Annotated in this window: 16 protein-coding genes and 1 pseudogene; 14 read left to right on the top strand and 3 right to left on the bottom strand. The window is 51.4% G+C overall.

Annotation, left to right across the window (positions count from 1 at the left end; genetic code table 11):
* Positions 1-33 precede the first annotated feature (33 nt).
* Both tynA and paaZ read right to left on the bottom strand, forming a co-directional pair.
* Complete coding sequence (tynA, locus tag AB4H76_RS12455; RefSeq protein ID WP_077491887.1) at positions 34-2,307, bottom strand: primary-amine oxidase; 2,274 nt, start codon at positions 2,305-2,307, stop codon at positions 34-36.
* Between the two features lie 247 nt (positions 2,308-2,554).
* Entirely contained in the window at positions 2,555-4,600 is a 2,046-nt protein-coding gene (gene paaZ / locus AB4H76_RS12450; RefSeq protein ID WP_001186469.1) for a phenylacetic acid degradation bifunctional protein PaaZ, read from the bottom strand.
* A gap of 284 nt (positions 4,601-4,884) precedes the next feature.
* On the opposite strand from paaZ, the gene paaA reads away from it, so the two are divergent.
* From paaA to paaY, 13 genes are all read left to right on the top strand, one after another.
* Positions 4,885-5,814 (top strand): 1,2-phenylacetyl-CoA epoxidase subunit PaaA, encoded by a 930-nt coding sequence (paaA, locus tag AB4H76_RS12445; protein WP_000191077.1) that lies wholly within the window; start codon positions 4,885-4,887, stop codon positions 5,812-5,814.
* 11 nt (positions 5,815-5,825) lie between these two features.
* A complete protein-coding gene (gene paaB, locus AB4H76_RS12440) occupies positions 5,826-6,113 on the top strand; it encodes a 1,2-phenylacetyl-CoA epoxidase subunit PaaB (RefSeq protein WP_000073393.1) in 288 nt (95 codons plus the stop codon).
* An 8-nt stretch (positions 6,114-6,121) separates the two neighbouring features.
* Positions 6,122-6,868: a 1,2-phenylacetyl-CoA epoxidase subunit PaaC gene (gene paaC / locus AB4H76_RS12435; RefSeq protein WP_001072837.1), complete on the top strand. Its 747-nt coding sequence runs from the start codon at positions 6,122-6,124 to the stop codon at positions 6,866-6,868.
* Positions 6,869-6,882: 14 nt separating this feature from the next.
* A complete protein-coding gene (gene paaD, locus AB4H76_RS12430; protein WP_001189201.1) occupies positions 6,883-7,380 on the top strand; it encodes a 1,2-phenylacetyl-CoA epoxidase subunit PaaD in 498 nt (165 codons plus the stop codon).
* Positions 7,381-7,387: 7 nt separating this feature from the next.
* Positions 7,388-8,458 (top strand): 1,2-phenylacetyl-CoA epoxidase subunit PaaE, encoded by a 1,071-nt coding sequence (gene paaE / locus AB4H76_RS12425; protein ID WP_000206388.1) that lies wholly within the window; start codon positions 7,388-7,390, stop codon positions 8,456-8,458.
* The gene (gene paaF, locus AB4H76_RS12420; RefSeq protein WP_001292353.1) at positions 8,455-9,222 is read left to right on the top strand and encodes a 2,3-dehydroadipyl-CoA hydratase PaaF; all 768 of its coding nucleotides are present in this window, start codon (positions 8,455-8,457) and stop codon (positions 9,220-9,222) included. The genes paaE and paaF overlap by 4 nt, the downstream gene beginning before the upstream one ends.
* The gene (gene paaG, locus AB4H76_RS12415; RefSeq protein ID WP_000969784.1) at positions 9,222-10,010 is read left to right on the top strand and encodes a 2-(1,2-epoxy-1,2-dihydrophenyl)acetyl-CoA isomerase PaaG; all 789 of its coding nucleotides are present in this window, start codon (positions 9,222-9,224) and stop codon (positions 10,008-10,010) included. The genes paaF and paaG overlap by 1 nt, the downstream gene beginning before the upstream one ends.
* Position 10,011: 1 nt before the next feature.
* Positions 10,012-11,439: a 3-hydroxyacyl-CoA dehydrogenase PaaH gene (gene paaH, locus AB4H76_RS12410; RefSeq protein WP_085452652.1), complete on the top strand. Its 1,428-nt coding sequence runs from the start codon at positions 10,012-10,014 to the stop codon at positions 11,437-11,439.
* The gene (gene paaI, locus AB4H76_RS12405) at positions 11,429-11,851 is read left to right on the top strand and encodes a hydroxyphenylacetyl-CoA thioesterase PaaI (RefSeq protein WP_000018413.1); all 423 of its coding nucleotides are present in this window, start codon (positions 11,429-11,431) and stop codon (positions 11,849-11,851) included. Before paaH ends, paaI begins: the two co-directional genes overlap by 11 nt.
* A complete protein-coding gene (paaJ, locus tag AB4H76_RS12400; protein WP_001206197.1) occupies positions 11,851-13,056 on the top strand; it encodes a bifunctional 3-oxoadipyl-CoA/3-oxo-5,6-dehydrosuberyl-CoA thiolase in 1,206 nt (401 codons plus the stop codon). The genes paaI and paaJ overlap by 1 nt, the downstream gene beginning before the upstream one ends.
* Before the next feature lie 26 nt (positions 13,057-13,082).
* On the top strand, positions 13,083-14,396 hold the full coding sequence (paaK, locus tag AB4H76_RS12395) for a phenylacetate--CoA ligase PaaK (RefSeq protein WP_000632280.1): 1,314 nt from the start codon (positions 13,083-13,085) through the stop codon (positions 14,394-14,396).
* Between the two features lie 100 nt (positions 14,397-14,496).
* Entirely contained in the window at positions 14,497-15,447 is a 951-nt protein-coding gene (gene paaX, locus AB4H76_RS12390) for a phenylacetic acid degradation operon negative regulatory protein PaaX (RefSeq protein ID WP_000039887.1), read from the top strand.
* Positions 15,429-16,019 carry a phenylacetic acid degradation protein PaaY gene (gene paaY, locus AB4H76_RS12385; RefSeq protein ID WP_001123464.1) on the top strand — a complete coding sequence of 197 codons (591 nt, stop codon included), beginning with the start codon at positions 15,429-15,431 and terminating at the stop codon, positions 16,017-16,019. The genes paaX and paaY overlap by 19 nt, the downstream gene beginning before the upstream one ends.
* Positions 16,020-16,122: 103 nt before the next feature.
* Here the strand turns inward: paaY and AB4H76_RS12380 are convergent, their stop codons facing one another.
* On the bottom strand, positions 16,123-16,188 hold the full coding sequence (locus tag AB4H76_RS12380; RefSeq protein ID WP_010723099.1) for a hypothetical protein: 66 nt from the start codon (positions 16,186-16,188) through the stop codon (positions 16,123-16,125).
* Positions 16,189-16,349: 161 nt separating this feature from the next.
* Between AB4H76_RS12380 and AB4H76_RS12375 the strand changes: the two are divergent.
* Positions 16,350-23,587 (top strand): annotated as a pseudogene (locus tag AB4H76_RS12375) (autotransporter domain-containing protein).
* Positions 23,588-23,721 lie beyond the last annotated feature (134 nt).

Raw genomic sequence — 23,721 nt, 5'->3', positions numbered from 1 at the left:
CGGCACCTGGTGCCGTTTTTTTGTCTGAAACAATCACTTATCTTTCTTCAGCGCCCCTAGCGTTGGCGTTTCGTCAAAGAAGTTCCATGGTTTCAGCAGAGTATGTACCCATTCGGTCGGCATAATCGGCCACTCTTCGGCGCGGGCCACATGTGTGGTGCCGGTGGTCATCCAGACAACGGCGTCGGTGTTGTCCAGCGACTCGTTATCCTTACTGTATTGTCCAAGACCGGTGTCATGAGTAGAACGGTTCGGATATTTGCCTTCCGGGAAACGCTCGCCAGGATGATAACGCGTTACCCAGAGCTGCTTGTCCATAAAGCTTAAACGATGATAGATCCACTCGTCCGGCGCGAACTGGGCACCTTTTGCTACCGGGTGAGTACCACCTGCATAAGGAATAATTTGATAGGAAACCGGATTGCCCATGCGGTTCTCTTTGTTCGGGTTACTCAACAGACGAATCGTGCCCGGATCAAATTTCTGTGCGGCATCCTGTTCATTGCCGATGTTGTACTGATTAACTTGCATGGCACTGGTGCGTGGGCCACCGGCAGTATTCGGTTTTACCACTGGGTCCATCGCCACCAGGCTGTTATTCTCGCCATCTACATCCAGATCGAGGCGGAAATTATAAATATGTTGGTGTGTAGTACCCACGATATTGTGATCGATAAGCGTGCCGTAGCGCGTGTCATCTTTCGCCGTCTCATCGTGCATGGTTTTCGCTTTAACACCTTTCACCGCTTCGATGCCCGTAGCACCGGCATTGATGCCAATAGTGCCGTTTTCATGGAAGATCCAGTCAAAAATGTAGTCATAGTTACCCACTGTACTGATCCAGCGCACCACTAACTCCCGGCGTTCGGTACTGACGTTGGGCTGGCCCATTTCCTGATGCTTATACTCCGGCCCGGCATAACGTTCAAATACCGCGATAGCGCGAGGGATCTCCATCGGCACGCCAGTGTAGTCGGCGATGGTTTCATTAAGGAGCACTGCGTTAGACGGGGCATCTTTACCACGAGCAATTGGTGAGGTTAGCGTACCCATACCGTAGTCACCAGAGTCCAGATACGCTTTAAAGTACCAGCCAATATCAGGATCACCGTAAGGCACAATCATGCCGCCGAGAGAACCTTCGTACATGACTTTGCGTTTGGTGCCATTGTCGTTATAAGTCACGGTGGAGATCATCGGCCCGACGCGAGAGTTCATGCTGAGGTGAAAATCCCAGTTCCGCCAGTGAATCATATCGCCAGTAATGGTGTAATTTTTACCTTCAGGCTCAATGATTTGCATAGGCTTAACTGCCGGAGCAACGCGGTCACGGCCATCAAATGGGCGTGCGGTCATTGGCACCGGAACTACCGGACCTTCTTCAATCTTAACGATTTTTTTCTGTTCTAAATCAACGACCGCCACCAGGTTTTCGATGGGATGTGCCCAGTAGTTGCCATCACCGACATCAAGATAGCTGATGACTTTGAGCAACCGGGCATCTTGTTTCAGGCCATCTTTACCATCGAAATAACCTACGGTCAGCGGCGTGGTAATCACTTTTTTCGCATCAGTAATACCGCGTTTCTTCACGGCAGCGGCAAATTCTTCACTGTTGTTAATAATGTTCTGCACACTGGCGAAATCATCCAGCAACACCATACCGTGGGCGTCTTTAATGGGTTGCCAGGAGAGCAGTTTGTTGTTTTGCAGATCCACCACCGCTTCGATGATATGTTTGCCGTCGAGCATAATGACGTCGGCTTTGCGCGGCTGGTCAACCGGTTTGTTTTCCAGCGCAAACGCCCAGACAGCTTCTTTATCTGGCGGTAGCAGGGAGATCTCAGTAAAACGGGTATTGGGTTTGAAGTCCGCGGAAGCTTTAACAATTTCAACGGCCTGTTTAATTTCGTCCGCAGTTAGCGCATTAAGTGGGTGAGGGCGCTTTTCTACCTGAAAGGTTTGATCCAGCCCGGACTGGAAAACATCGTTAATAAAGGTGTCAGAAACCCAGGCTTTATTGTCTTTCATCACTACCGGTACTTGCAGTGCCAGAGGCTGACCATTAACAATTGCTGTTTGCGCACCAGGCTTCACTTTCACGTACGCGCCATCTTTAATCAGGGTAAAGAGCTGGGCGTAGTCGTCCCACTGCACATCGGCACCAAATTCTTTAAGCGTTTTATCCATTGGCACCATATGCGCTTCACCACCGTGGGCAAATACCGGCGCTTGCCAGGCGAAACTTAAGGCGACTGCCAACGCCAGGGTTGTTTTACGGGCAGAATACAGAGAGGGGCTTCCCATTATTAACCTCGTCAGATGTTGTGTTCTTGTTAGCAACCGCGCTCTGTGGGCGGTTTAGTCAGGTTCACATTATCAGTACTGATGCAAAGGGGATTGCCTGCACCTGCCAGGTTGTTTGGCAGGTGTGCCAGCTTTTCATACAGTGGATGCCCTGAAAATAGATGTACACATCATGCATAATGTGACAACGTCACAAAACTTAGTGAAATAAAAGGGCAACTATTCGCCGTTGCCCTTCATTCACCGATTAATCGACAAAATCACCGTGCTGCCTGGCCACCAGCGTCAGAATTGAATACAGCGCCACCGGGGTTTGATGCTGATTGAATACCTCTACAGCCCATTCCACCACACCTGTTGGTTTTTCTTCTGCGCTACGCTGTTTTTTCAGCGTCTTGCGCTTACAGGTGAGACGTACCTGGATGGTATCGCCTGGCTTTACGGGTTCGATAAAACGCAAGCTTTCCAGCCCGTAGTTAGCAATGACCGGACCGACACCGGCATCGACAAACAGACCCGCAGCCGCAGAAAGCACAAAATACCCATGCACCACCCGCTCACCGAAAATAGATTCGGCAGCAGCAATCTTATCCATATGTGCATAGAAATGATCGCCGCTGAGGCAAGCAAAGTTAACAATATCGGCCTCTGTCATTGTGCGGCGGGGAGTCAACAGGCTGTCGCCTGGTTGTAGCTCCTCAAAATATTTGCGGAACGGATGAATACGATCTTCTTCGACTTTCGCACCGCGCACCCACTGTTTACTGATAGCGGCAAGCATCGTCGGACTACCCTGAACAGCGGTTCGCTGCATGTAATGTTTCACCGCTCGTAAACCGCCTAATTCTTCACCGCCTCCTGCGCGACCAGGCCCACCATGTACCAGTTGTGGCAGTGGGGAGCCATGCCCGGTGGATTCTTTTGCCGACTCTTCATTGAGGATCTGAATTCGCCCATGCGTACGTGCCGCGTCGGCAATAAACTGACGCGCAATTTGCGGATCAGCCGTCACCAGCGTTCCCGCAAGGCTACCGCCGCCTGCACAAGCCAGTTGCAGAGCATGTCGCTGGTTTTGTGCTGGCATCAGCGTTGCGACAGGGCCAAAGGCTTCTGTTGCATGTACCGCCGGTGTTTCATCCGGCTGCGGACAGTACAATAAGGTTGGCGGGAAGAAGGCACCCGCAGCAGATAAATCCGCCTGACCACCGAGGCGAATCTCGCATCCTGCAGCCAGCAATATGTTCACTTTTTCCTGCACATCGGCACGCTGCTCAGCATTTACCAGTGCGCCCATTTTCACGCCTTCCTGAGCAGGATCACCGACCACGACTTTCTGTAATCGCGCAACCAGAGCATCACTGACAGCATTAACCAATGCCTGCGGCACAATAATCCGCCGGATTGCCGTACATTTTTGCCCGGCTTTTGTGGTCATCTCACGCACAACTTCACGAATAAACAGCGCAAACTCCGGTTGATCCGGGGTGACATCTTCGCCCAGTACGCAGCAGTTCAGGGAATCAGCTTCCATAGTGAAGGGGATAGATTTGGCGACGATATTTGGCTGAACTCGCAGCATCTGTCCGGTCGCCGCTGACCCCGTGAAAGTCACCACATCCTGGCTGTCCAGATGATCCAACAAGTCGCCAGCACTACCGCAGATCAGACTAATTGCGCCTTCGGGAACAAGACCACTATCGACAATTGATTTCACCATCGCCTGAGTCAGTTGGGCCGTCGCGGTAGCTGGTTTGATGATGGCTGGCATTCCGCCCAGCCACGTTGGTGCCAGCTTTTCCAGCATTCCCCAGCAGGGGAAGTTAAAGGCGTTAATATGCACTGCCACGCCTGACTTTGAGGTCAGTAAATGGCGCGCGGCAAATCCACCTTCTTTCGATAAGGGGATCAATTCATCTTCCGGCCACAGCGTATCGTCAGGCAGCTCCCGGCTACCGAGGCTGGCGTAAGTAAATAACGTCCCAATGCCACCTTCAATATCAACCCAACTGTCTGCCCGCGTTGCGCCTGTTTGCGCAGAAAGAGCATAGAAACGCTCTTTTTCACTCAGCAGATGTTTAGCGACCGCTTTAAGCATCGCCGCACGTTCGATAAAGGTCATAGCGCGAAGGGCGGGGGCACCTTTTTCAATGGCAAACTGGCGGGCAGCCGCCATATCAAGACCTTCACTGGTCACTTCCCATAACGCCTCGCCGCTAATAGCGTGGTGAATCAAACGGCTACGGCCCCGGCCAGACTGCCAGGTACCGGATAAGAAACTGGCTAACTGCTGCATCGCTACTCTCCAGATGTTTCACATTTCTGTTGCTAATAGTTAAATCGCGAATCATAAAAAGCAAGGAATCTTTTAACGAAATGTTAACTATGCGATCTGTATAGCAACTGCGGAAAACATTAATGCACTGATAAATAATGATTTATAAAAATAGGGTGCGAAATCCGTCACAGTTCAAACATACAAAATTTGTGATTTTACTTAACTATTGTGTAACTTTCATAAAACAATGTGATTCGTGTTTTTAATTAATTCACGAAAACTGGAATCGTAAAGGTGATGACGTGACCCAAGAAGAACGCTTTGAGCAACGGATAGCCCAGGAAACGGCTATCGAGCCACAGGACTGGATGCCCGATGCTTACCGAAAGACATTGATCCGCCAGATTGGGCAGCATGCGCACTCCGAGATTGTTGGTATGTTGCCTGAAGGTAACTGGATCACTCGCGCACCAACCTTGCGGCGTAAAGCCATTCTGTTGGCCAAAGTGCAGGATGAAGCCGGTCATGGTCTGTATCTCTATAGCGCCGCCGAAACACTGGGCTGCGCCAGAGAAGACATCTACCAAAAAATGCTCGACGGACGGATGAAATATTCCTCCATCTTTAATTATCCGACATTGAGTTGGGCTGATATCGGTGTTATCGGCTGGCTGGTGGATGGCGCAGCGATCGTCAATCAGGTGGCGTTATGCCGCACTTCTTATGGCCCGTATGCCAGAGCAATGGTGAAAATCTGCAAAGAAGAGAGTTTTCACCAGCGTCAGGGGTTTGAAGCCTGCATGGCACTGGCGCAGGGCAGCGAAGCTCAAAAGCAGATGTTGCAAGACGCCATTAACCGTTTCTGGTGGCCAGCCTTAATGATGTTCGGGCCAAACGATGATAACTCGCCAAACAGCGCCAGAAGTCTCACCTGGAAAATCAAACGTTTCACCAACGACGAACTCCGCCAGCGTTTCGTGGATAACACCGTTCCACAGGTTGAAATGCTCGGTATGACCGTTCCTGACCCGGATCTGCATTTTGACACTGAAAGCGGTCACTACCGCTTTGGTGAGATCGACTGGCAGGAGTTTAACGAAGTAATTAACGGTCGCGGAATTTGTAATCAGGAGAGGCTCGACGCCAAACGTAAAGCCTGGGAAGAAGGTACCTGGGTACGGGAAGCAGCGCTGGCCCATGCACAAAAACAACATGCCCGTAAGGTCGCATAAGGAGATTCAAAATGAGTAATGTTTACTGGCCGTTATACGAAGTTTTCGTGCGTGGCAAACAGGGCTTATCACACCGCCATGTTGGCAGTTTACATGCTGCCGATGAGCGGATGGCACTGGAAAATGCCCGTGATGCTTACACCCGTCGTAGCGAAGGATGTTCAATTTGGGTGGTGAAGGCGAGTGAAATTGTTGCCTCGCAACCGGAAGAACGCGGTGAATTTTTTGATCCGGCTGAAAGCAAGGTCTATCGCCATCCAACGTTTTACACCATCCCTGATGGCATTGAGCACATGTGAGGTCGGAAATGAATCAGTTAACGGCTTACACCTTGCGCCTGGGCGATAACTGCCTGGTGCTCTCCCAGCGGTTGGGTGAATGGTGCGGTCACGCACCGGAACTGGAAATCGATCTCGCACTGGCAAACATTGGCCTCGATTTATTAGGTCAGGCACGCAACTTCTTATCGTATGCCGCTGAATTAGCGGGAGAAGGCGATGAAGATACCCTGGCCTTCACCCGAGACGAGCGCCAGTTCAGCAACTTATTGTTGGTTGAACAACCAAACGGCAATTTTGCCGACACCATTGCACGCCAGTATTTCATCGATGCATGGCATGTGGCGCTCTTTACCCGTCTGATGGAAAGCCGTGATCCGCAACTGGCGGCGATTTCTGCCAAAGCAATTAAAGAAGCGCGCTATCACCTGCGTTTTAGTCGTGGCTGGCTGGAGCGACTGGGCAATGGTACTGACGTATCAGGGCAAAAGATGCAGCAGGCCATCAACAAGTTGTGGCGTTTTACCGCCGAACTGTTCGATGCCGACGAGATTGATATTGCACTGAGTGAAGAGGGTATTGCGGTTGATCCACGCACTTTACGCGCAGCGTGGGAAGCCGAAGTTTTTGCCGGGATCAACGAAGCCACATTGAACGTACCGCAAGAGCAGGCGTATCGCACTGGCGGTAAAAAAGGACTGCATACCGAACACCTTGGACCCATGCTGGCAGAAATGCAGTATCTCCAGCGTGTCTTGCCCGGTCAGCAATGGTAACAGAGGAGATGGGTATGCAGCGTCTGGCCACCATTGCACCGCCACAGGTTCATGAGATATGGGCGCTACTCAGCCAGATCCCGGACCCGGAGATCCCGGTGCTGACCATTACTGATTTAGGCATGGTGCGTAATGTGACACAGATGGGAGAAGGATGGGTGATCGGCTTTACGCCGACATATTCCGGTTGTCCGGCAACGGAACATTTGATTGGCGCGATACGTGAGGCAATGACAACCAACGGGTTTACCCCCGTTCAGGTTGTGCTGCAACTCGACCCGGCATGGACCACCGACTGGATGACCCCCGATGCCCGTGAGCGTCTGCGAGAGTATGGCATTAGCCCGCCCGCCGGACACAGTTGCCATGCCCATTTGCCGCCAGAAGTACGTTGCCCGCGCTGCGCCAGCGTCCATACCACACTTATCAGTGAATTTGGTTCCACGGCCTGCAAAGCATTGTACCGCTGCGATAGTTGCCGCGAACCTTTCGATTATTTCAAATGTATTTGAGGATGCCATGACAACGTTTCATTCCTTAACAGTGGCAAAAGTCGAGTCGGAAACCCGTGATGCGGTGACCATTACCTTTGCGGTGCCCCAGCCTTTGCAGGAGGCGTATCGCTTTCGCCCCGGTCAACATTTGACCTTAAAAGCCAGCTTTGATGGTGAAGAATTACGCCGTTGTTACTCCATTTGCCGCAGCTATCTGCCTGGCGAAATTAGTGTGGCGGTGAAAGCCATTGAAGGCGGACGTTTCTCCCGCTATGCCCGCGAACACATCCGCCAGGGTATGACGCTGGAGGTCATGGTGCCGCAGGGGCATTTCGGCTATCAGCCGCAGGCCGAACGCCAGGGGCGCTATCTGGCAATTGCAGCAGGATCAGGTATTACGCCAATGCTGGCGATTATCGCCACCACTTTACAAACCGAGCCTGAAAGTCAGTTCACCCTGATCTACGGTAACCGTACCAGCCAGAGCATGATGTTTCGCCAGGCACTGGCAGACCTGAAAGACAAATATCCTCAGCGTTTACAGTTGTTGTGCATTTTCAGTCAGGAAACCCTCGACAGCGATCTGCTTCACGGGCGTATTGACGGTGAAAAATTACAGTCACTTGGGGCCTCGCTCATTAATTTTCGTCTTTATGATGAGGCATTTATTTGTGGTCCGGCGGCGATGATGGATGACGCGGAAACCGCCTTAAAAGCACTGGGAATGCCAGATAAAACCATTCATCTGGAGCGGTTTAATACGCCTGGCACGCGCGTCAAACGTAGCGTTAACGTGCAAAGTGACGGACAAAAAGTGACTGTACGTCAGGATGGGCGGGATCGGGAAATCGTGCTTAATGCCGACGATGAAAGCATTCTCGATGCGGCATTGCGCCAGGGGGCGGATCTGCCCTATGCCTGCAAAGGCGGCGTCTGTGCGACCTGCAAATGCAAAGTGCTGCGTGGCAAAGTGGCGATGGAAACCAATTACAGTCTGGAACCGGATGAACTGGCCGCAGGTTATGTGTTGAGTTGCCAGGCACTGCCGCTGACCAGCGATGTGGTGGTTGACTTTGACGCGAAGGGGATGGCATGAGCGAACTGATCGTCAGCCGTCAGCAACGAGTATTGTTGCTGACCCTTAACCGTCCCGCCGCACGTAATGCGCTAAATAATGCCCTGCTGATGCAACTGGTAAATGAACTGGAAGCTGCGGCTACCGATACCAGCATTTCGGTCTGTGTGATTACCGGTAATGCACGCTTTTTTGCCGCTGGGGCCGATCTCAACGAAATGGCAGAAAAAGATCTCGCGGCCACCTTAAACGATACACGTCCGCAGCTATGGGCGCGATTGCAGGCCTTTAATAAACCACTTATCGCAGCCGTCAATGGTTACGCGCTTGGGGCGGGTTGCGAACTGGCATTGTTGTGCGATGTGGTGGTTGCCGGAGAGAACGCGCGTTTTGGGTTGCCGGAAATCACTCTCGGCATCATGCCTGGCGCAGGCGGAACGCAACGTTTAATCCGTAGTGTCGGTAAATCGTTAGCCAGCAAAATGGTGCTGAGCGGAGAAAGTATCACCGCTCAGCAAGCACAGCAGGCCGGGCTGGTTAGCGACGTCTTCCCCAGCGATTTAACCCTCGAATACGCCTTACAGCTGGCATCGAAAATGGCACGTCACTCGCCGCTGGCCTTACAAGCGGCAAAGCAAGCGCTGCGCCAGTCGCAGGAAGTGGCTTTGCAAGCCGGACTTGCCCAGGAGCGACAGTTATTCACCTTGCTGGCGGCAACAGAAGATCGTCATGAAGGCATCTCCGCTTTCTTACAAAAACGCACGCCCGACTTTAAAGGACGCTAATGATGGAATTCATCCTCAGTCATGTAGAAAAGGGCGTGATGACACTAACGCTCAACCGCCCGGAACGCCTGAACAGTTTTAATGATGAGATGCACGCACAACTGGCAGAGTGCCTGAAACAGGTCGAGCGCGACGACACTATCCGTTGCCTGTTACTTACAGGTGCCGGGCGCGGATTTTGTGCTGGTCAGGATCTTAACGATCGTAACGTTGATCCCACAGGCCCCGCACCGGATTTAGGGATGTCAGTTGAACGTTTCTATAACCCACTGGTACGTCGCCTGGCAAAACTGCCAAAACCGGTGATCTGTGCAGTCAATGGCGTGGCGGCAGGGGCAGGCGCAACACTGGCACTGGGGGGCGACATCGTTATTGCTGCCCGTTCAGCAAAATTCGTCATGGCGTTTAGTAAGTTAGGCTTAATACCCGATTGCGGTGGAACCTGGTTACTGCCACGCGTTGCCGGACGAGCGCGCGCCATGGGGCTGGCACTGCTGGGGAATCAACTGAGTGCTGAACAGGCGCACGAATGGGGGATGATCTGGCAGGTTGTTGATGATGAAACGCTGGCAGATACCGCGCAACAGCTGGCACGGCATCTGGCGACACAACCGACATTTGGTCTTGGACTTATCAAGCAAGCGATAAATAGCGCTGAAACCAATACGCTCGATACGCAACTGGATCTGGAACGTGACTATCAGCGACTTGCCGGACGGAGCGCAGATTATCGTGAAGGTGTCAGTGCGTTCCTGGCTAAACGCTCACCGCAGTTCACGGGGAAATAGCATGATGATAAATGTGCAAACTGTGGCAGTGATTGGGAGCGGCACCATGGGGGCAGGCATTGCTGAAGTTGCTGCCAGTCATGGACACCAGGTTTTACTGTATGACATTTCTGCTGAAGCGCTGACCCGCGCAATCGACGGGATACACGCGCGGTTAAATTCACGCGTGACGCGGGGAAAACTGACTGCTGAAACCTGTGAACGCACATTGAAACGCCTGATCCCGGTGACCGATATTCACGCGCTGGCAGCTGCGGACCTGGTCATTGAAGCGGCGTCTGAACGTCTGGAAGTCAAAAAAGCGCTCTTTGCACAGCTGGCGGAAGTTTGCCCGCCACAAACGCTATTGACCACTAACACTTCGTCAATCTCTATAACCGCGATTGCTGCGGAGATAAAAAATCCTGAACGTGTTGCGGGGCTGCATTTTTTTAACCCGGCACCGGTGATGAAGTTGGTGGAGGTGGTCAGTGGGCTGGCAACGGCGGCGGAAGTTGTTGAGCAGTTGTGTGAACTAACGTTGAGTTGGGGTAAGCAGCCTGTGCGCTGTCATTCGACTCCTGGATTTATCGTTAACCGTGTTGCGCGTCCTTATTATTCCGAGGCCTGGCGGGCACTGGAAGAGCAGGTTGCTGCACCAGAAGTGATTGACGCTGCACTTCGCGATGGCGCTGGTTTCCCGATGGGGCCGCTGGAATTAACCGATCTGATTGGTCAGGACGTCAATTTTGCTGTCACCTGTTCGGTGTTTAACGCTTTCTGGCAGGAGCGTCGTTTTTTACCTTCGCTGGTGCAACAGGAACTGGTGATTGGTGGACGGTTGGGCAAGAAAAGTGGGCTGGGCGTGTACGACTGGCGCGCGGAACGTGAGGCAGTTGTTGGCCTGGAAGCGGTAAGCGACAGTTTTAGCCCAATGAAAGTAGAAAATAGAAGTGACGGTGTCACGGAAATTGACGATGTTTTATTGATTGAGACACAAGGCGAGACGGCACAGGCGCTGGCAATACGACTGGCACGCCCGGTGGTAGTGATCGATAAAATGGCGGGCAAGGTGGTGACCATTGCTGCTGCAGCGGTGAACCCGGACTCAGCGACCCGCAAGGCCATTTATTACCTGCAACAGCAGGGCAAAACAGTGCTGCAAATTGCAGATTACCCAGGAATGCTGATTTGGCGAACGGTAGCAATGATCATCAATGAAGCCCTTGATGCGCTTCAAAAAGGCGTGGCCTCTGAACAGGATATCGATACCGCCATGCGTCTTGGGGTGAATTATCCATATGGCCCACTTGCCTGGGGAGCGCAACTTGGCTGGCAGCGAATATTAAGGCTCCTTGAAAATCTACAGCATCACTATGGCGAAGAACGCTATCGCCCATGTTCATTGCTGCGCCAACGGGCGCTTCTGGAGAGCGGTTATGAGTCATAAGGCCTGGCAAAATGCCCATGCAATGTATGAGAACGATGCCTGCGCCAAAGCGCTTGGCATCGACATTATCTCAATGGATGAAGGCTTTGCTGTAGTGACCATGACCGTCACTGCACAAATGCTTAACGGTCATCAAAGTTGCCACGGCGGGCAGCTATTTTCACTGGCTGATACTGCCTTTGCCTACGCCTGCAATAGCCAGGGGCTGGCAGCCGTCGCTTCTGCCTGCACGATTGATTTTTTGCGTCCAGGCTTTGCCGGAGACACCTTAACTGCTACTGCGCAGGTACGTCATCAGGGCAAGCAAACCGGTGTTTACGACATCGAAATTGTTAACCAACAACAAAAAACGGTTGCGCTGTTTCGCGGTAAATCTCACCGCATCGGCGGCACCATTACAGGAGAAGCCTGATGCGTGAAGCCTTTATTTGTGACGGAATTCGTACGCCAATTGGTCGCTACGGCGGGGCATTATCAAGTGTTCGGGCTGATGATCTGGCTGCTATCCCTTTGCGGGAACTGCTGGTGCGAAACCCGCGTCTCGATGCGGAGTGTATCGATGATGTGATCCTCGGCTGTGCTAATCAGGCGGGAGAAGATAACCGTAACGTAGCCCGGATGGCGACTTTACTGGCGGGGCTGCCGCAGAGTGTTTCCGGCACAACCATTAACCGCTTGTGTGGTTCCGGGCTGGACGCACTGGGGTTTGCCGCACGGGCGATTAAAGCGGGCGATGGCGATTTGCTGATCGCCGGTGGCGTGGAGTCAATGTCACGGGCACCGTTTGTTATGGGCAAGGCAGCCAGTGCATTTTCTCGTCAGGCTGAGATGTTCGATACCACTATTGGCTGGCGATTTGTGAACCCGCTCATGGCTCAGCAATTTGGAACTGACAGCATGCCGGAAACGGCAGAGAATGTAGCTGAACTGTTAAAAATCTCACGAGAAGATCAAGATAGTTTTGCGCTACGCAGTCAGCAACGTACGGCAAAAGCGCAATCCTCAGGCATTCTGGCTGAGGAGATTGTTCCGGTTGTGTTGAAAAACAAGAAAGGTGTTGTAACAGAAATACAACATGATGAGCATCTGCGCCCGGAAACGACGCTGGAACAGTTACGTGGGTTAAAAGCACCATTTCGTGCCAATGGGGTGATTACCGCAGGCAATGCTTCCGGGGTGAATGACGGAGCCGCTGCGTTGATTATTGCCAGTGAACAGATGGCAGCAGCGCAAGGACTGACACCGCGGGCGCGTATCGTAGCCATGGCAACCGCCGGGGTGGAACCGCGCCTGATGGGGCTTGGTCCGGTGCCTGCAACTCGCCGGGTGCTGGAACGCGCAGGGCTGAGTATTCACGATATGGACGTGATTGAACTGAACGAAGCGTTCGCGGCCCAGGCGTTGGGTGTACTACGCGAATTGGGGCTGCCTGATGATGCCCCACATGTTAACCCCAACGGAGGCGCTATCGCCTTAGGCCATCCGTTGGGAATGAGTGGTGCCCGCCTGGCACTGGCTGCCAGCCATGAGCTGCATCGGCGTAACGGTCGTTACGCATTGTGCACCATGTGCATCGGTGTCGGTCAGGGCATCGCCATGATTCTGGAGCGTGTTTGAGCATATCAACCTGCGAGTACCCTACAATGATAACCAATACAAAGCTTGACCCGATTGAAACCGCGTCTGTTGATGAGTTACAGGCGTTGCAAACACAGCGTCTGAAATGGACGCTCAAACACGCGTATGAAAATGTGCCGATGTATCGGCGCAAATTCGACGCAGCAGGCGTACATCCTGATGATTTCAGGGAACTTTCAGACCTGCGTAAATTTCCCTGTACCACCAAACAGGATCTGCGCGACAACTATCCCTTTGACACCTTTGCCGTGCCAATGGAACAAGTGGTGCGCATTCATGCTTCTTCGGGAACCACAGGTAAACCGACAGTTGTCGGCTATACGCAAAACGATATTGATAACTGGGCCAATATTGTAGCGCGTTCTTTGCGTGCGGCAGGGGGCTCGCCCAAAGACAAAATTCATGTTGCCTATGGTTACGGCCTGTTTACTGGTGGGCTGGGTGCGCACTATGGTGCCGAACGTCTGGGCGCTACGGTGATCCCGATGTCTGGCGGGCAGACGGAAAAACAAGCGCAACTGATCCGTGATTTTCAACCAGATATGATCATGGTTACGCCATCTTATTGCCTTAACCTGATTGAAGAGCTGGAGCGGCAGTTGGGCGGTGATGCCAGCGGTTGCTCGCTGCGGGTTGGAGTATTTGGTGCTGAGCCGTGGACACAGGCCATGCGTAAAGAGATTGAGCGTCGCCTGGGGATCACCGCACTGGATATTTATGGCCTGTCAGAAGTGATGGGGCCGGGGGTGGCGATGGAGTGTCTGGAAACTACCGACGGCCCAACCATTTGGGAAGATCATTTCTATCCTGAAATTGTTAATCCTCATGACGGCACACCGCTTGCCGATGGTGAACATGGCGAACTGTTATTCACCACGCTGACCAAAGAAGCATTGCCGGTCATTCGTTACCGCACGCGTGATTTAACCCGACTGTTACCAGGAACGGCGCGGACTATGCGCCGCATGGATCGCATCAGCGGACGCAGCGATGACATGTTGATTATTCGCGGTGTAAATGTCTTTCCGTCACAACTGGAAGAAGAGATTGTCAAATTCGAACATTTATCGCCGCATTACCAACTGGAGGTGAACCGCCGGGGGCATCTTGATTCACTTTCTGTGAAAGTGGAGTTGAAAGAAAGTAGCCTGACATTGACGCATGAGCAGCGTTGCCAGGTATGCCACCAGCTGCGCCATCGGATTAAGTCGATGGTGGGGATCTCTACCGATGTGATGATCGTTAACTGTGGCAGTATCCCGCGTTCAGAAGGCAAGGCGTGTCGGGTGTTTGATCTGCGCAATATTGTTGGTGCCTGACGTATCGTCTGGCCCTGGTGGGGTAAAGCGCCAGGGCCAGAAGTCGATACGACCTGTGCTATGATTCATAAATCACAACAATAACAACAGACTGAAGCGAATGAGTAAACTTGATACTTTTATCCAACATGCTGTAAACGCTGTTCCGGTCAGTGGCACATCTTTGATCTCCTCTCTGTATGGTGATTCGCTTTCCCATCGTGGTGGTGAAATCTGGTTGGGTAGTCTGGCTGCTTTGCTGGAAGGGCTGGGATTTGGTGAGCGTTTCGTGCGCACCGCTTTGTTTCGTCTTAATAAAGAAGGCTGGCTGGATGTTTCCCGCATCGGGCGACGCAGTTTCTATAGCCTCAGTGATAAAGGCTTGCGCCTGACGCGACGGGCAGAAAGTAAAATTTATCGCGCAGAGCAACCTGCATGGGATGGTAAATGGCTCCTGTTGCTCTCGGAAGGTTTAGATAAATCAACGCTGGCTGATGTCAAAAAGCAGTTGATCTGGCAAGGTTTTGGCGCACTGGCACCCAGCCTGATGGCATCGCCGTCGCAAAAACTGGCCGATGTACAGACACTTTTGCATGAAGCGGGTGTGGCGGATAACGTGATTTGTTTTGAAGCGCAAATACCACTGGCGCTTTCTCGCGCAGCACTGCGTGCCAGAGTAGAAGAGTGCTGGCATTTAACTGAACAAAATGCCATGTACGAAACCTTTATTCAGTCATTCCGCCCGCTGGTGCCGCTTTTAAAAGAGGCGGCAGACGAGTTAACCCCGGAGCGGGCATTTCATATTCAGCTTTTACTGATCCATTTTTATCGCCGTGTCGTCCTTAAAGACCCATTGTTGCCGGAGGAGTTGCTTCCGGCACACTGGGCAGGGCATACGGCGCGTCAGCTGTGTATCAACATTTATCAGCGCGTAGCGCCTGCTGCTTTAGCGTTCGTTAGTGAAAAAGGTGAAACCTCGGTCGGTGAACTGCCTGCGCCGGGAAGCCTGTATTTTCAACGTTTTGGCGGCTTGAATATTGAACAGGAGGCGTTATGCCAATTTATCAGATAGACGGTCTGACTCCGGTTGTGCCAGAAGAGAGTTTTGTCCATCCGACAGCGGTATTGATCGGCGATGTTATTCTCGGCAAGGGCGTTTACGTTGGGCCAAATGCCAGCCTGCGTGGCGATTTTGGTCGTATCGTGGTGAAAGATGGCGCGAACATTCAGGATAATTGCGTTATGCACGGTTTTCCCGAGCAGGATACTGTTGTAGGAGAAGATGGACATATTGGTCATAGCGCTATCCTTCACGGCTGCATTATCCGCCGCAATGCATTAGTGGGAATGAACGCGGTAGTGATGGACGGTGCGGTGATTGGCGAGAACAGCATTGTTGGTGCATCCGCATTTGTGAAAGCCAAAGCAGAAATGCCAGCTAATTACCTGATTGTCGGCAGCCCGGCGAAAGCGATTCGTGAACTCAGTGAGCAGGAGTTGGCATGGAAAAAGCAGGGTACGCATGAGTACCAGGTGCTGGTGACACGCTGTAAGCAGACGTTACATCAAGTCGAGCCATTGCGGGAAATTGAACCTGGCAGGAAACGCCTGGTATTTGATGAGAATCTGCGACCGAAACAGTAACAGATGTAAAATTATTTTGTCCCTTTAATTATAAAGCAGAGTTATGTTTAAGCTCTGCTTTATTTATTTGAGTATTAATTCATACCGTTTTTTCATCATATAATTATTTATAATGAGAATGTGGTTTTAATTTGTAATTTATATTATATACACAATTTATATATTTCATGGTCTTTTTTTATTCACCTGAATTATAATTGTGAATTATAGGAAAGTATGTTTGATTAGATAATAATCTACTGGCAATATTGGATGTCTTCTATGTTTTAAATAACTAATTGGTCGGGTTAGTGCATCCGGCTTTCTTTATATTCGCCAGAAGGATTTATTATGCAAAGGAAAACTCTATTGTCGGCCTGTATTGCATTAGCTCTGAGTGGTCAGGGTTGGGCGGCAGATATCACAGAGGTAGAAACCACCACAGGTGAAAAGAAAAATACCAATGTGACTTGTCCGGCAGACCCAGGAAAACTCAGTCCGGAAGAGCTTAAACGCTTACCCTCTGAATGCTCTCCTTTAGTCGAACAAAACCTGATGCCATGGCTTTCCACAGGCGCTGCTGCGTTAATCACGGCCTTAGCCGTAGTGGAACTAAACGACGATGATGATCATCATCATCGCAACAATTCTCCACTCCCACCGACACCCCCTGATGATGAATCAGACGACACTCCAGTTCCCCCAACTCCTGGCGGAGATGAGATAATACCGGACGATCCGGATGATACGCCTACACCTCCCAAACCGGTTTCGTTTAATAATGACGTTATTCTCGATAAAACAGAAAAAACGTTAACTATTCGCGATTCAGTTTTTACTTATACCGAGAATGCTGACGGGACTATATCTCTGCAAGATAGCAATGGTCGTAAGGCAACGATTAATCTTTGGCAGATTGATGAAGCGAATAACACTGTTGCCCTTGAAGGGGTGAGCGCAGATGGCGCAACGAAGTGGCAATATAATCACAACGGTGAGCTTGTTATTACGGGTGATAATGCCACAGTAAACAACAATGGCAAAACCACCGTTGACGGTAAAGATTCCACCGGTACGGAAATCAACGGTAATAACGGGAAAGTGATTCAGGACGGCGATCTGGATGTCAGCGGCGGCGGTCACGGTATTGATATCACCGGCGACAGCGCGACGGTGGATAACAAGGGCACCATGACCGTCACCGATCCGGAGTCCATGGGTATCCAGATTGACGGCGACAAGGCCATCGTCAATAACGAAGGCGAGAGCACCATCACCAACGGTGGCACCGGCACACAGATTAACGGTGACGACGCCACAGCAAACAACAACGGCAAAACCATCGTTGACGGCAAGGATTCCACCGGTACGGAAATCAACGGTAATAACGGGAAAGTGATTCAGGACGGCGATCTGGATGTCAGCGGCGGCGGTCACGGTATTGATATCACCGGTGACAGCGCGACGGTAGATAACAAGGGCACCATGACCGTTACCGATCCGGAGTCCATCGGTATCCAGATTGACGGCGACAAGGCGGTTGTTAATAACGAAGGCGAGAGCACCATCACCAACGGCGGCACCGGCACGCAGATTAACGGTGACGACGCCACGGCGAATAACAGCGGCAAAACCACCGTTGACGGCAAGGATTCCACTGGCACGGAAATCAACGGTAATAACGGGAAAGTTATCCAGGACGGCGATCTGGATGTCAGCGGCGGCGGTCACGGTATTGATATCACCGGTGACAGCGCGACGGTAGATAACAAGGGCACCATGACCGTTACCGATCCGGAGTCCATCGGTATCCAGATTGACGGCGACAAGGCGGTTGTTAATAACGAAGGCGAGAGCACCATCACCAACGGCGGCACCGGCACGCAGATTAACGGTGACGACGCCACGGCGAATAACAGCGGCAAAACCACCGTTGACGGCAAGGATTCCACTGGCACGGAAATCAACGGCAATAACGGGAAAGTGATTCAGGACGGCGATCTGGATGTCAGCGGCGGCGGTCACGGTATTGATATCACCGGCGACAGCGCGACGGTGGATAACAAGGGCACCATGACCGTCACCGATCCGGAGTCCATCGGTATCCAGATTGACGGCGACAAGGCGGTTGTTAATAACGAAGGCGAGAGCACCATCACCAACGGCGGCACCGGCACGCAGATTAACGGTGACGACGCCACGGCGAATAACACCGGCAAAACCACCGTTGACGGTAAGGATTCCACCGGTACAGAAATCAACGGCAATAACGGAAACGTTATTCAGGACGGCGATCTGGATGTCAGCGGCGGCGGTCACGGGATTGATATCACCGGCGACAGCGCGACGGTGGATAACAAGGGCACCATGACCGTCACCGATCCGGAGTCCATGGGTATCCAGATCGACGGTGACAAGGCCATCGTCAATAACGAAGGCGAGAGCACCATCACCAACGGTGGCACCGGCACCCAGATTAATGGTGATGACGCCACGGCAAACAACAACGGCAAAACCACCGTTGACGGCAAGGATTCCACCGGTACGGAAATCAACGGTAATAACGGAAAAGTTATTCAGGACGGCGATCTGGATGTCAGCGGCGGCGGTCACGGTATTGATATCACCGGCGACAGCGCAACGGTGGATAACAAGGGCACCATGACCGTCACCGATCCGGAGTCCATCGGTATCCAGGTTGACGGCGACCAGGCGGTTGTTAACAACGAAGGCGAGAGCGCCATCACCAACGGTGGCACCGGCACGCAGATTAACGGTGATGACGCCACGGCAAACAACAACGGCAAAACCACCGTTGACGGCAAGGATTCCACCGGTACGGAAATTGCTGGCAATAACGGGAAGGTGATTCAGGACGGCGATCTGGATGTCAGCGGCGGCGGTCACGGTATTGATATCACCGGCGACAGCGCAACGGTGGATAACAAGGGCACCATGACCGTCACCGATCCGGAGTCCATCGGTATCCAGATTGACGGCGACCAGGCCATCGTCAATAACGAAGGCGAGAGCACTATCACCAATGGCGGCACCGGCACTCAGATCAACGGTAACGACGCCACCGCGAATAACAGTGGAAAAACCTCTGTTGATGGAAAAGATTCCACGGGTACCAAAATCGCGGGCAATATCGGCATTGTAAATCTGGATGGTAGCCTGACTGTTACAGGCGGTGCGCATGGTGTTGAGAACATTGGTGACAACGGCACGGTTAACAACAAAGGAGATATTGTTGTTTCCGATACTGGATCGATTGGCGTGCTCATCAACGGTGAGGGGGCAACAGTATCCAATACGGGTGATGTTAACGTTAGCAATGAAGCGACAGGGTTCAGCATCACAACCAACAGTGGGAAGGTTTCGCTGGCAGGCAGTATGCAGGTTGGCGATTTCTCGACCGGGGTAGATCTTAATGGCAACAATAACAGCGTGACGCTGGCGGCAAAAGATCTAAAAGTGGTCGGGCAGAAAGCGACGGGCATAAACGTTTCTGGCGATGCGAATACAGTGAATATCACTGGTAACGTTCTGGTTGATAAGGATAAAACCGCAGACAATGCGGCGGAATATTTCTTCGATCCATCCGTGGGTATCAACGTTTACGGCAGTGATAATAACGTGACGCTGGATGGAAAGTTAACTGTTGTATCAGACAGTGAGGTTACTTCTCGTCAGAGTAATTTATTTGATGGCAGCGCAGAGAAAACGTCAGGTCTGGTTGTGATTGGCGATGGCAATACCGTTAATATGAATGGTGGACTTGAACTGATTGGAGAGAAAAACGCGCTTGCAGATGGGTCGCAGGTTGCTTCCTTGCGCACAGGATATAGTTATACCAGCGTTATTGTCGTTAGTGGTGAGTCGTCGGTATATCTGAATGGAGATACGACAATCAGCGGAGAATTCCCTCTGGGGTTTGCCGGGGTTATTCGGGTACAGGATAAAGCTTTGCTGGAAATTGGCAGTGGCGCTACGCTAACAATGCAGGATATTGACAGTTTTGAACATCATGGGACAAGAACCCCAGAACTTACTTATGCTGATTCCGGTGCGAAAATTGTTAATAAAGGTACTGTTGAAATTCAGAATTTAGGTTTTGCTTTTGTTACTGGTGAAAATACAACAGGTATAAATAGTGGCACGATCTCGTTATTACAAAATGGTAAAGATCCGGCACCGTCTCCCATTGTTTTACTGGCTACTAACGGAGGGAGCGCCACTAATGCAGGTACGATCACAGGTAAAGTGACGGAACAACATAGCGTATTTAACAAGTATTCAACGGGCACATCGAATTCATTTATTTTTAATAACGATGTCAGTAGCATAACAGGGTTAGTCGCTCAATCGAATAGCACAATTATCAATACTGACAGCGGCATCATTGATTTGTATGGTCGTGGTAGTGTCGGCATGCTTGCTATAGCAGATTCAACAGCAGAAAATCAGGGTAAAATTACACTGGATTCTATGTGGGTAGATGCAAATGACACTACCGCAATGCGAGATATAGCTAGCAACAGCGCCATTGACTTCGGTACAGGTGTGGGAGTTGGTACTGATAGTTATAGTGGTGCAGGGAAAAATGCAACAGCAATTAACCAATTGGGCGGTGTTATAACTATTTATAACGCCGGCGCAGGTATGGCGGCCTATGGCGCCAGCAATACAGTTATTAACCAGGGGACGATTAACCTCGAAAAAATGGTAATTATGACGATAGTCTGGCAGCAAATACTCTGGTAGGGATGGCTGTTTATGAGCATGGTACTGCTATCAACGACCAGACGGGTGTTATCAATATCAATGTTGGTACTGGTCAGGCGTTTTATAACGATGGCACAGGAACAATTGTTAACTATGGTACAATCTGCACTTTCGGCGTGTGCCAATCGGGGAATGAGTACAATAATACAGATGATTTCACCTCACTGATCTATACCGGTGGCGATACGATTATACGAAGCGGAGAAACTGTAACGCTAAATAAATCTGCTGCTGTGACTGATAAGCTGGCTGGGAATGTTGTTAATAGCGGAACGCTTTCCGGTGATCAAATTACGGTATCAAGCGGTCTTCTGGAAAATACCAGCGGTGGCATCATCAATAACTTAGTAAAACTTGACAAGGGTGCCGTCATTAAAAATGCCGGGGTGATGACGAATAACGTCGATGTTAGCGGTGGAATCCTCAATAATGCCGGAGAAATGACTGCGCAAATTACCATGAATGCTGGTGCTGATAGTTCGTTAGTGAACAACACCGGAACCATCAATAAAATCGTGCAGAACGCGGGGGTATTCAATAATAGTGGCAGTGTAACAGGGCGGATGATGTCGGCTGGCGGGGTCTTTAATAATCAAACTGACGGGGCGATTATGAGAGGTGCTGCGCTGACAGGTACTGCAGTGGCAAATAACGAAGGAACCTGGAACCTCGGAAGTAGTAGTGAGGGTAACAACACCGGGATGCTGGAAGTTAATAATAATTCAGCTTTCAATAACCGCGGCGAGTTTATTCTTGATAACGACAAGAATGCTGTGCACATCAACCAGTCCGGTACGCTTTATAATACCGGTCACATGAACATCAGTAATTCTTCCCACAACGGAGCCGTTAATATGTGGGGCGGAAATGGTCGTTTTATCAATGACGGAACGATTGATGTTTCTGCGAAGTCACTGGTAGTCAGCGCTAATAATGCCGGCGATCAGAATGCCTTCTTCTGGAACCAGGATAACGGGGTCATCAACTTCGATCACGACAGCGCCAGTGCCGTGAAAGTCACCCACAGCAACTTTATTGCCCAGAATGACGGCATCATGAACATCAGCGGCACCGGTGCTGTGGCTATGGAAGGTGATAAGAACGCGCAGCTGGTTAACAATGGCACCATCAACCTCGGTACCGCAGGCACTACTGACACGGGTATGATCGGTATGCAACTCGATGCCAACGCCACGGCGGATGCGGTAATCGAAAACAACGGCACCATCAATATCTTCGCCAATGACTCGTTTGCATTTAGCGTACTGGGTACAGTAGGTCATGTGGTTAACAACGGCACGGTGGTGATTGCCGATGGGGTTACGGGTTCTGGACTGATCAAGCAGGGCGACAGCATCAATGTTGAAGGTATGAACGGTAACAACGGTAATAGCAGCGAAGTGCATTATGGCGACTATACGTTGCCGGATGTGCCGAAGCCCAATACGGTTAGTGTAACGTCGGGAAGTGATGAGGCTGGTGGCAGCATGAACAACCTCAACGGCTATGTCGTCGGTACCAACGTTAACGGCAGCGCCGGGAAGCTGAAGGTTAACAATGCCAGCATGAACGGCGTGGAGATTAACACGGGCTTTACCGCTGGTACGGCAGACACCACTGTGAGTTTTGATAACGTAGTGGAAGGTAGCAACCTGACCGACGCTGACGCCATCACCTCAACGTCCGTGGTATGGACTGCCAAAGGCAGCACCGATGCCAGCGGTAACGTTGACGTCACCATGAGCAAAAATGCCTACACCGATGTGGCAACAGATGCCTCGGTGAATGACATCGCGAAAGCACTGGATGCGGGTTACACCAACAACGAACTGTTTACCAGCCTGAACGTCGGCACGACTGCTGAACTGAACAGTGCTCTGAAACAGGTCAGCGGTAGCCAGGCGACCACGGTATTCCGCGAAGCGCGCGTGTTAAGCAACCGCTTTAGTATGCTGGCAGATGCCGCGCCGAAAGTGGGTAACGGTCTGGCGTTCAACGTTGTCGCGAAAGGCGATCCGCGTGCCGAGTTAGGTAATAATACCGAATACGACATGCTGGCATTGCGTAAAACTATCGACCTGAGCGAAAGCCAGACGATGAGTCTGGAGTACGGTATCGCTCGTCTCGATGGTGATGGTGCGCAGAAAGCGGGTGATAATGGCGTTACAGGCGGTTATAGCCAGTTTTTTGGCCTGAAACATCAGATGTCGTTCGATAACGGCATGAACTGGAATAACGCCTTGCGTTACGACGTTCACAACCTTGACAGCAGCCGCTCGATTGCATTTGGCAACACGAACAAAACGGCTGATACCGACGTGAAACAGCAGTACCTGGAGTTCCGCAGCGAAGGGGCGAAGACTTTCGAACCGAGCGAAGGACTGAAGGTTACGCCATATGCGGGTGTAAAACTGCGTCACACACTGGAAGGTGGCTATCAGGAGCGCAATGCCGGAGACTTTAACCTGAATATGAACAGTGGCAGCGAAACGGCGGTGGACAGCATCGTCGGGCTGAAACTGGACTACGCAGGTAAAGACGGCTGGAGCGCTAGCGCTACGCTGGAAGGCGGGCCGAACCTGAGCTACGCGAAGAGCCAGCGTACGGCAAGCCTGGCAGGCGCAGGCAGTCAGCACTTTAACGTCGATGACGGTCAGAAGGGCGGCGGCATCAATAGCCTGACAAGCGTCGGCGTGAAGTACAGCAGCAAAGAAAGTTCGCTGAATCTGGATGCGTACAACTGGAAAGAGGATGGCATCAGCGATAAAGGCGTGATGCTAAACTTCAAGAAAACGTTCTAATTTTTAGCATGTGATCCCTAAACCGCAACGCTGATACAGGTTGCGGTTTTTTTATTGCCGGATGTGGTACGTGACGCGTTTTGTTTTGTGTCTTTCAGGACAATAGAGCAACTCATCCAGTAATCTTGTTTACA

This window comes from Escherichia sp. UTM R2 (genome assembly GCF_048593455.1).
Taxonomy (GTDB): Bacteria; Pseudomonadota; Gammaproteobacteria; order Enterobacterales; family Enterobacteriaceae; genus Escherichia; species Escherichia coli.
This window is presented reverse-complemented; position numbering and strand designations above follow the sequence as displayed.

What these genes read in the sequence shown, in the direction of transcription:
- paaB (WP_000073393.1), top strand. Translation starts at nt 5,826, where the DNA reads ATGAGTAATGTTTACTGGCCGTTATACGAAGTTTTCGTGCGTGGCAAA.
- paaH (WP_085452652.1), top strand. Translation starts at nt 10,012, where the DNA reads ATGATGATAAATGTGCAAACTGTGGCAGTGATTGGGAGCGGCACCATG.
- paaF (WP_001292353.1), top strand. Translation starts at nt 8,455, where the DNA reads ATGAGCGAACTGATCGTCAGCCGTCAGCAACGAGTATTGTTGCTGACC.
- paaG (WP_000969784.1), top strand. Translation starts at nt 9,222, where the DNA reads ATGATGGAATTCATCCTCAGTCATGTAGAAAAGGGCGTGATGACACTA.
- paaJ (WP_001206197.1), top strand. Translation starts at nt 11,851, where the DNA reads ATGCGTGAAGCCTTTATTTGTGACGGAATTCGTACGCCAATTGGTCGC.
- paaX (WP_000039887.1), top strand. Translation starts at nt 14,497, where the DNA reads ATGAGTAAACTTGATACTTTTATCCAACATGCTGTAAACGCTGTTCCG.
- paaC (WP_001072837.1), top strand. Translation starts at nt 6,122, where the DNA reads ATGAATCAGTTAACGGCTTACACCTTGCGCCTGGGCGATAACTGCCTG.
- paaY (WP_001123464.1), top strand. Translation starts at nt 15,429, where the DNA reads ATGCCAATTTATCAGATAGACGGTCTGACTCCGGTTGTGCCAGAAGAG.
- paaZ (WP_001186469.1), bottom strand. Translation starts at nt 4,600, where the DNA reads ATGCAGCAGTTAGCCAGTTTCTTATCCGGTACCTGGCAGTCTGGCCGG.
- tynA (WP_077491887.1), bottom strand. Translation starts at nt 2,307, where the DNA reads ATGGGAAGCCCCTCTCTGTATTCTGCCCGTAAAACAACCCTGGCGTTG.
- paaK (WP_000632280.1), top strand. Translation starts at nt 13,083, where the DNA reads ATGATAACCAATACAAAGCTTGACCCGATTGAAACCGCGTCTGTTGAT.
- paaE (WP_000206388.1), top strand. Translation starts at nt 7,388, where the DNA reads ATGACAACGTTTCATTCCTTAACAGTGGCAAAAGTCGAGTCGGAAACC.
- paaD (WP_001189201.1), top strand. Translation starts at nt 6,883, where the DNA reads ATGCAGCGTCTGGCCACCATTGCACCGCCACAGGTTCATGAGATATGG.
- paaI (WP_000018413.1), top strand. Translation starts at nt 11,429, where the DNA reads ATGAGTCATAAGGCCTGGCAAAATGCCCATGCAATGTATGAGAACGAT.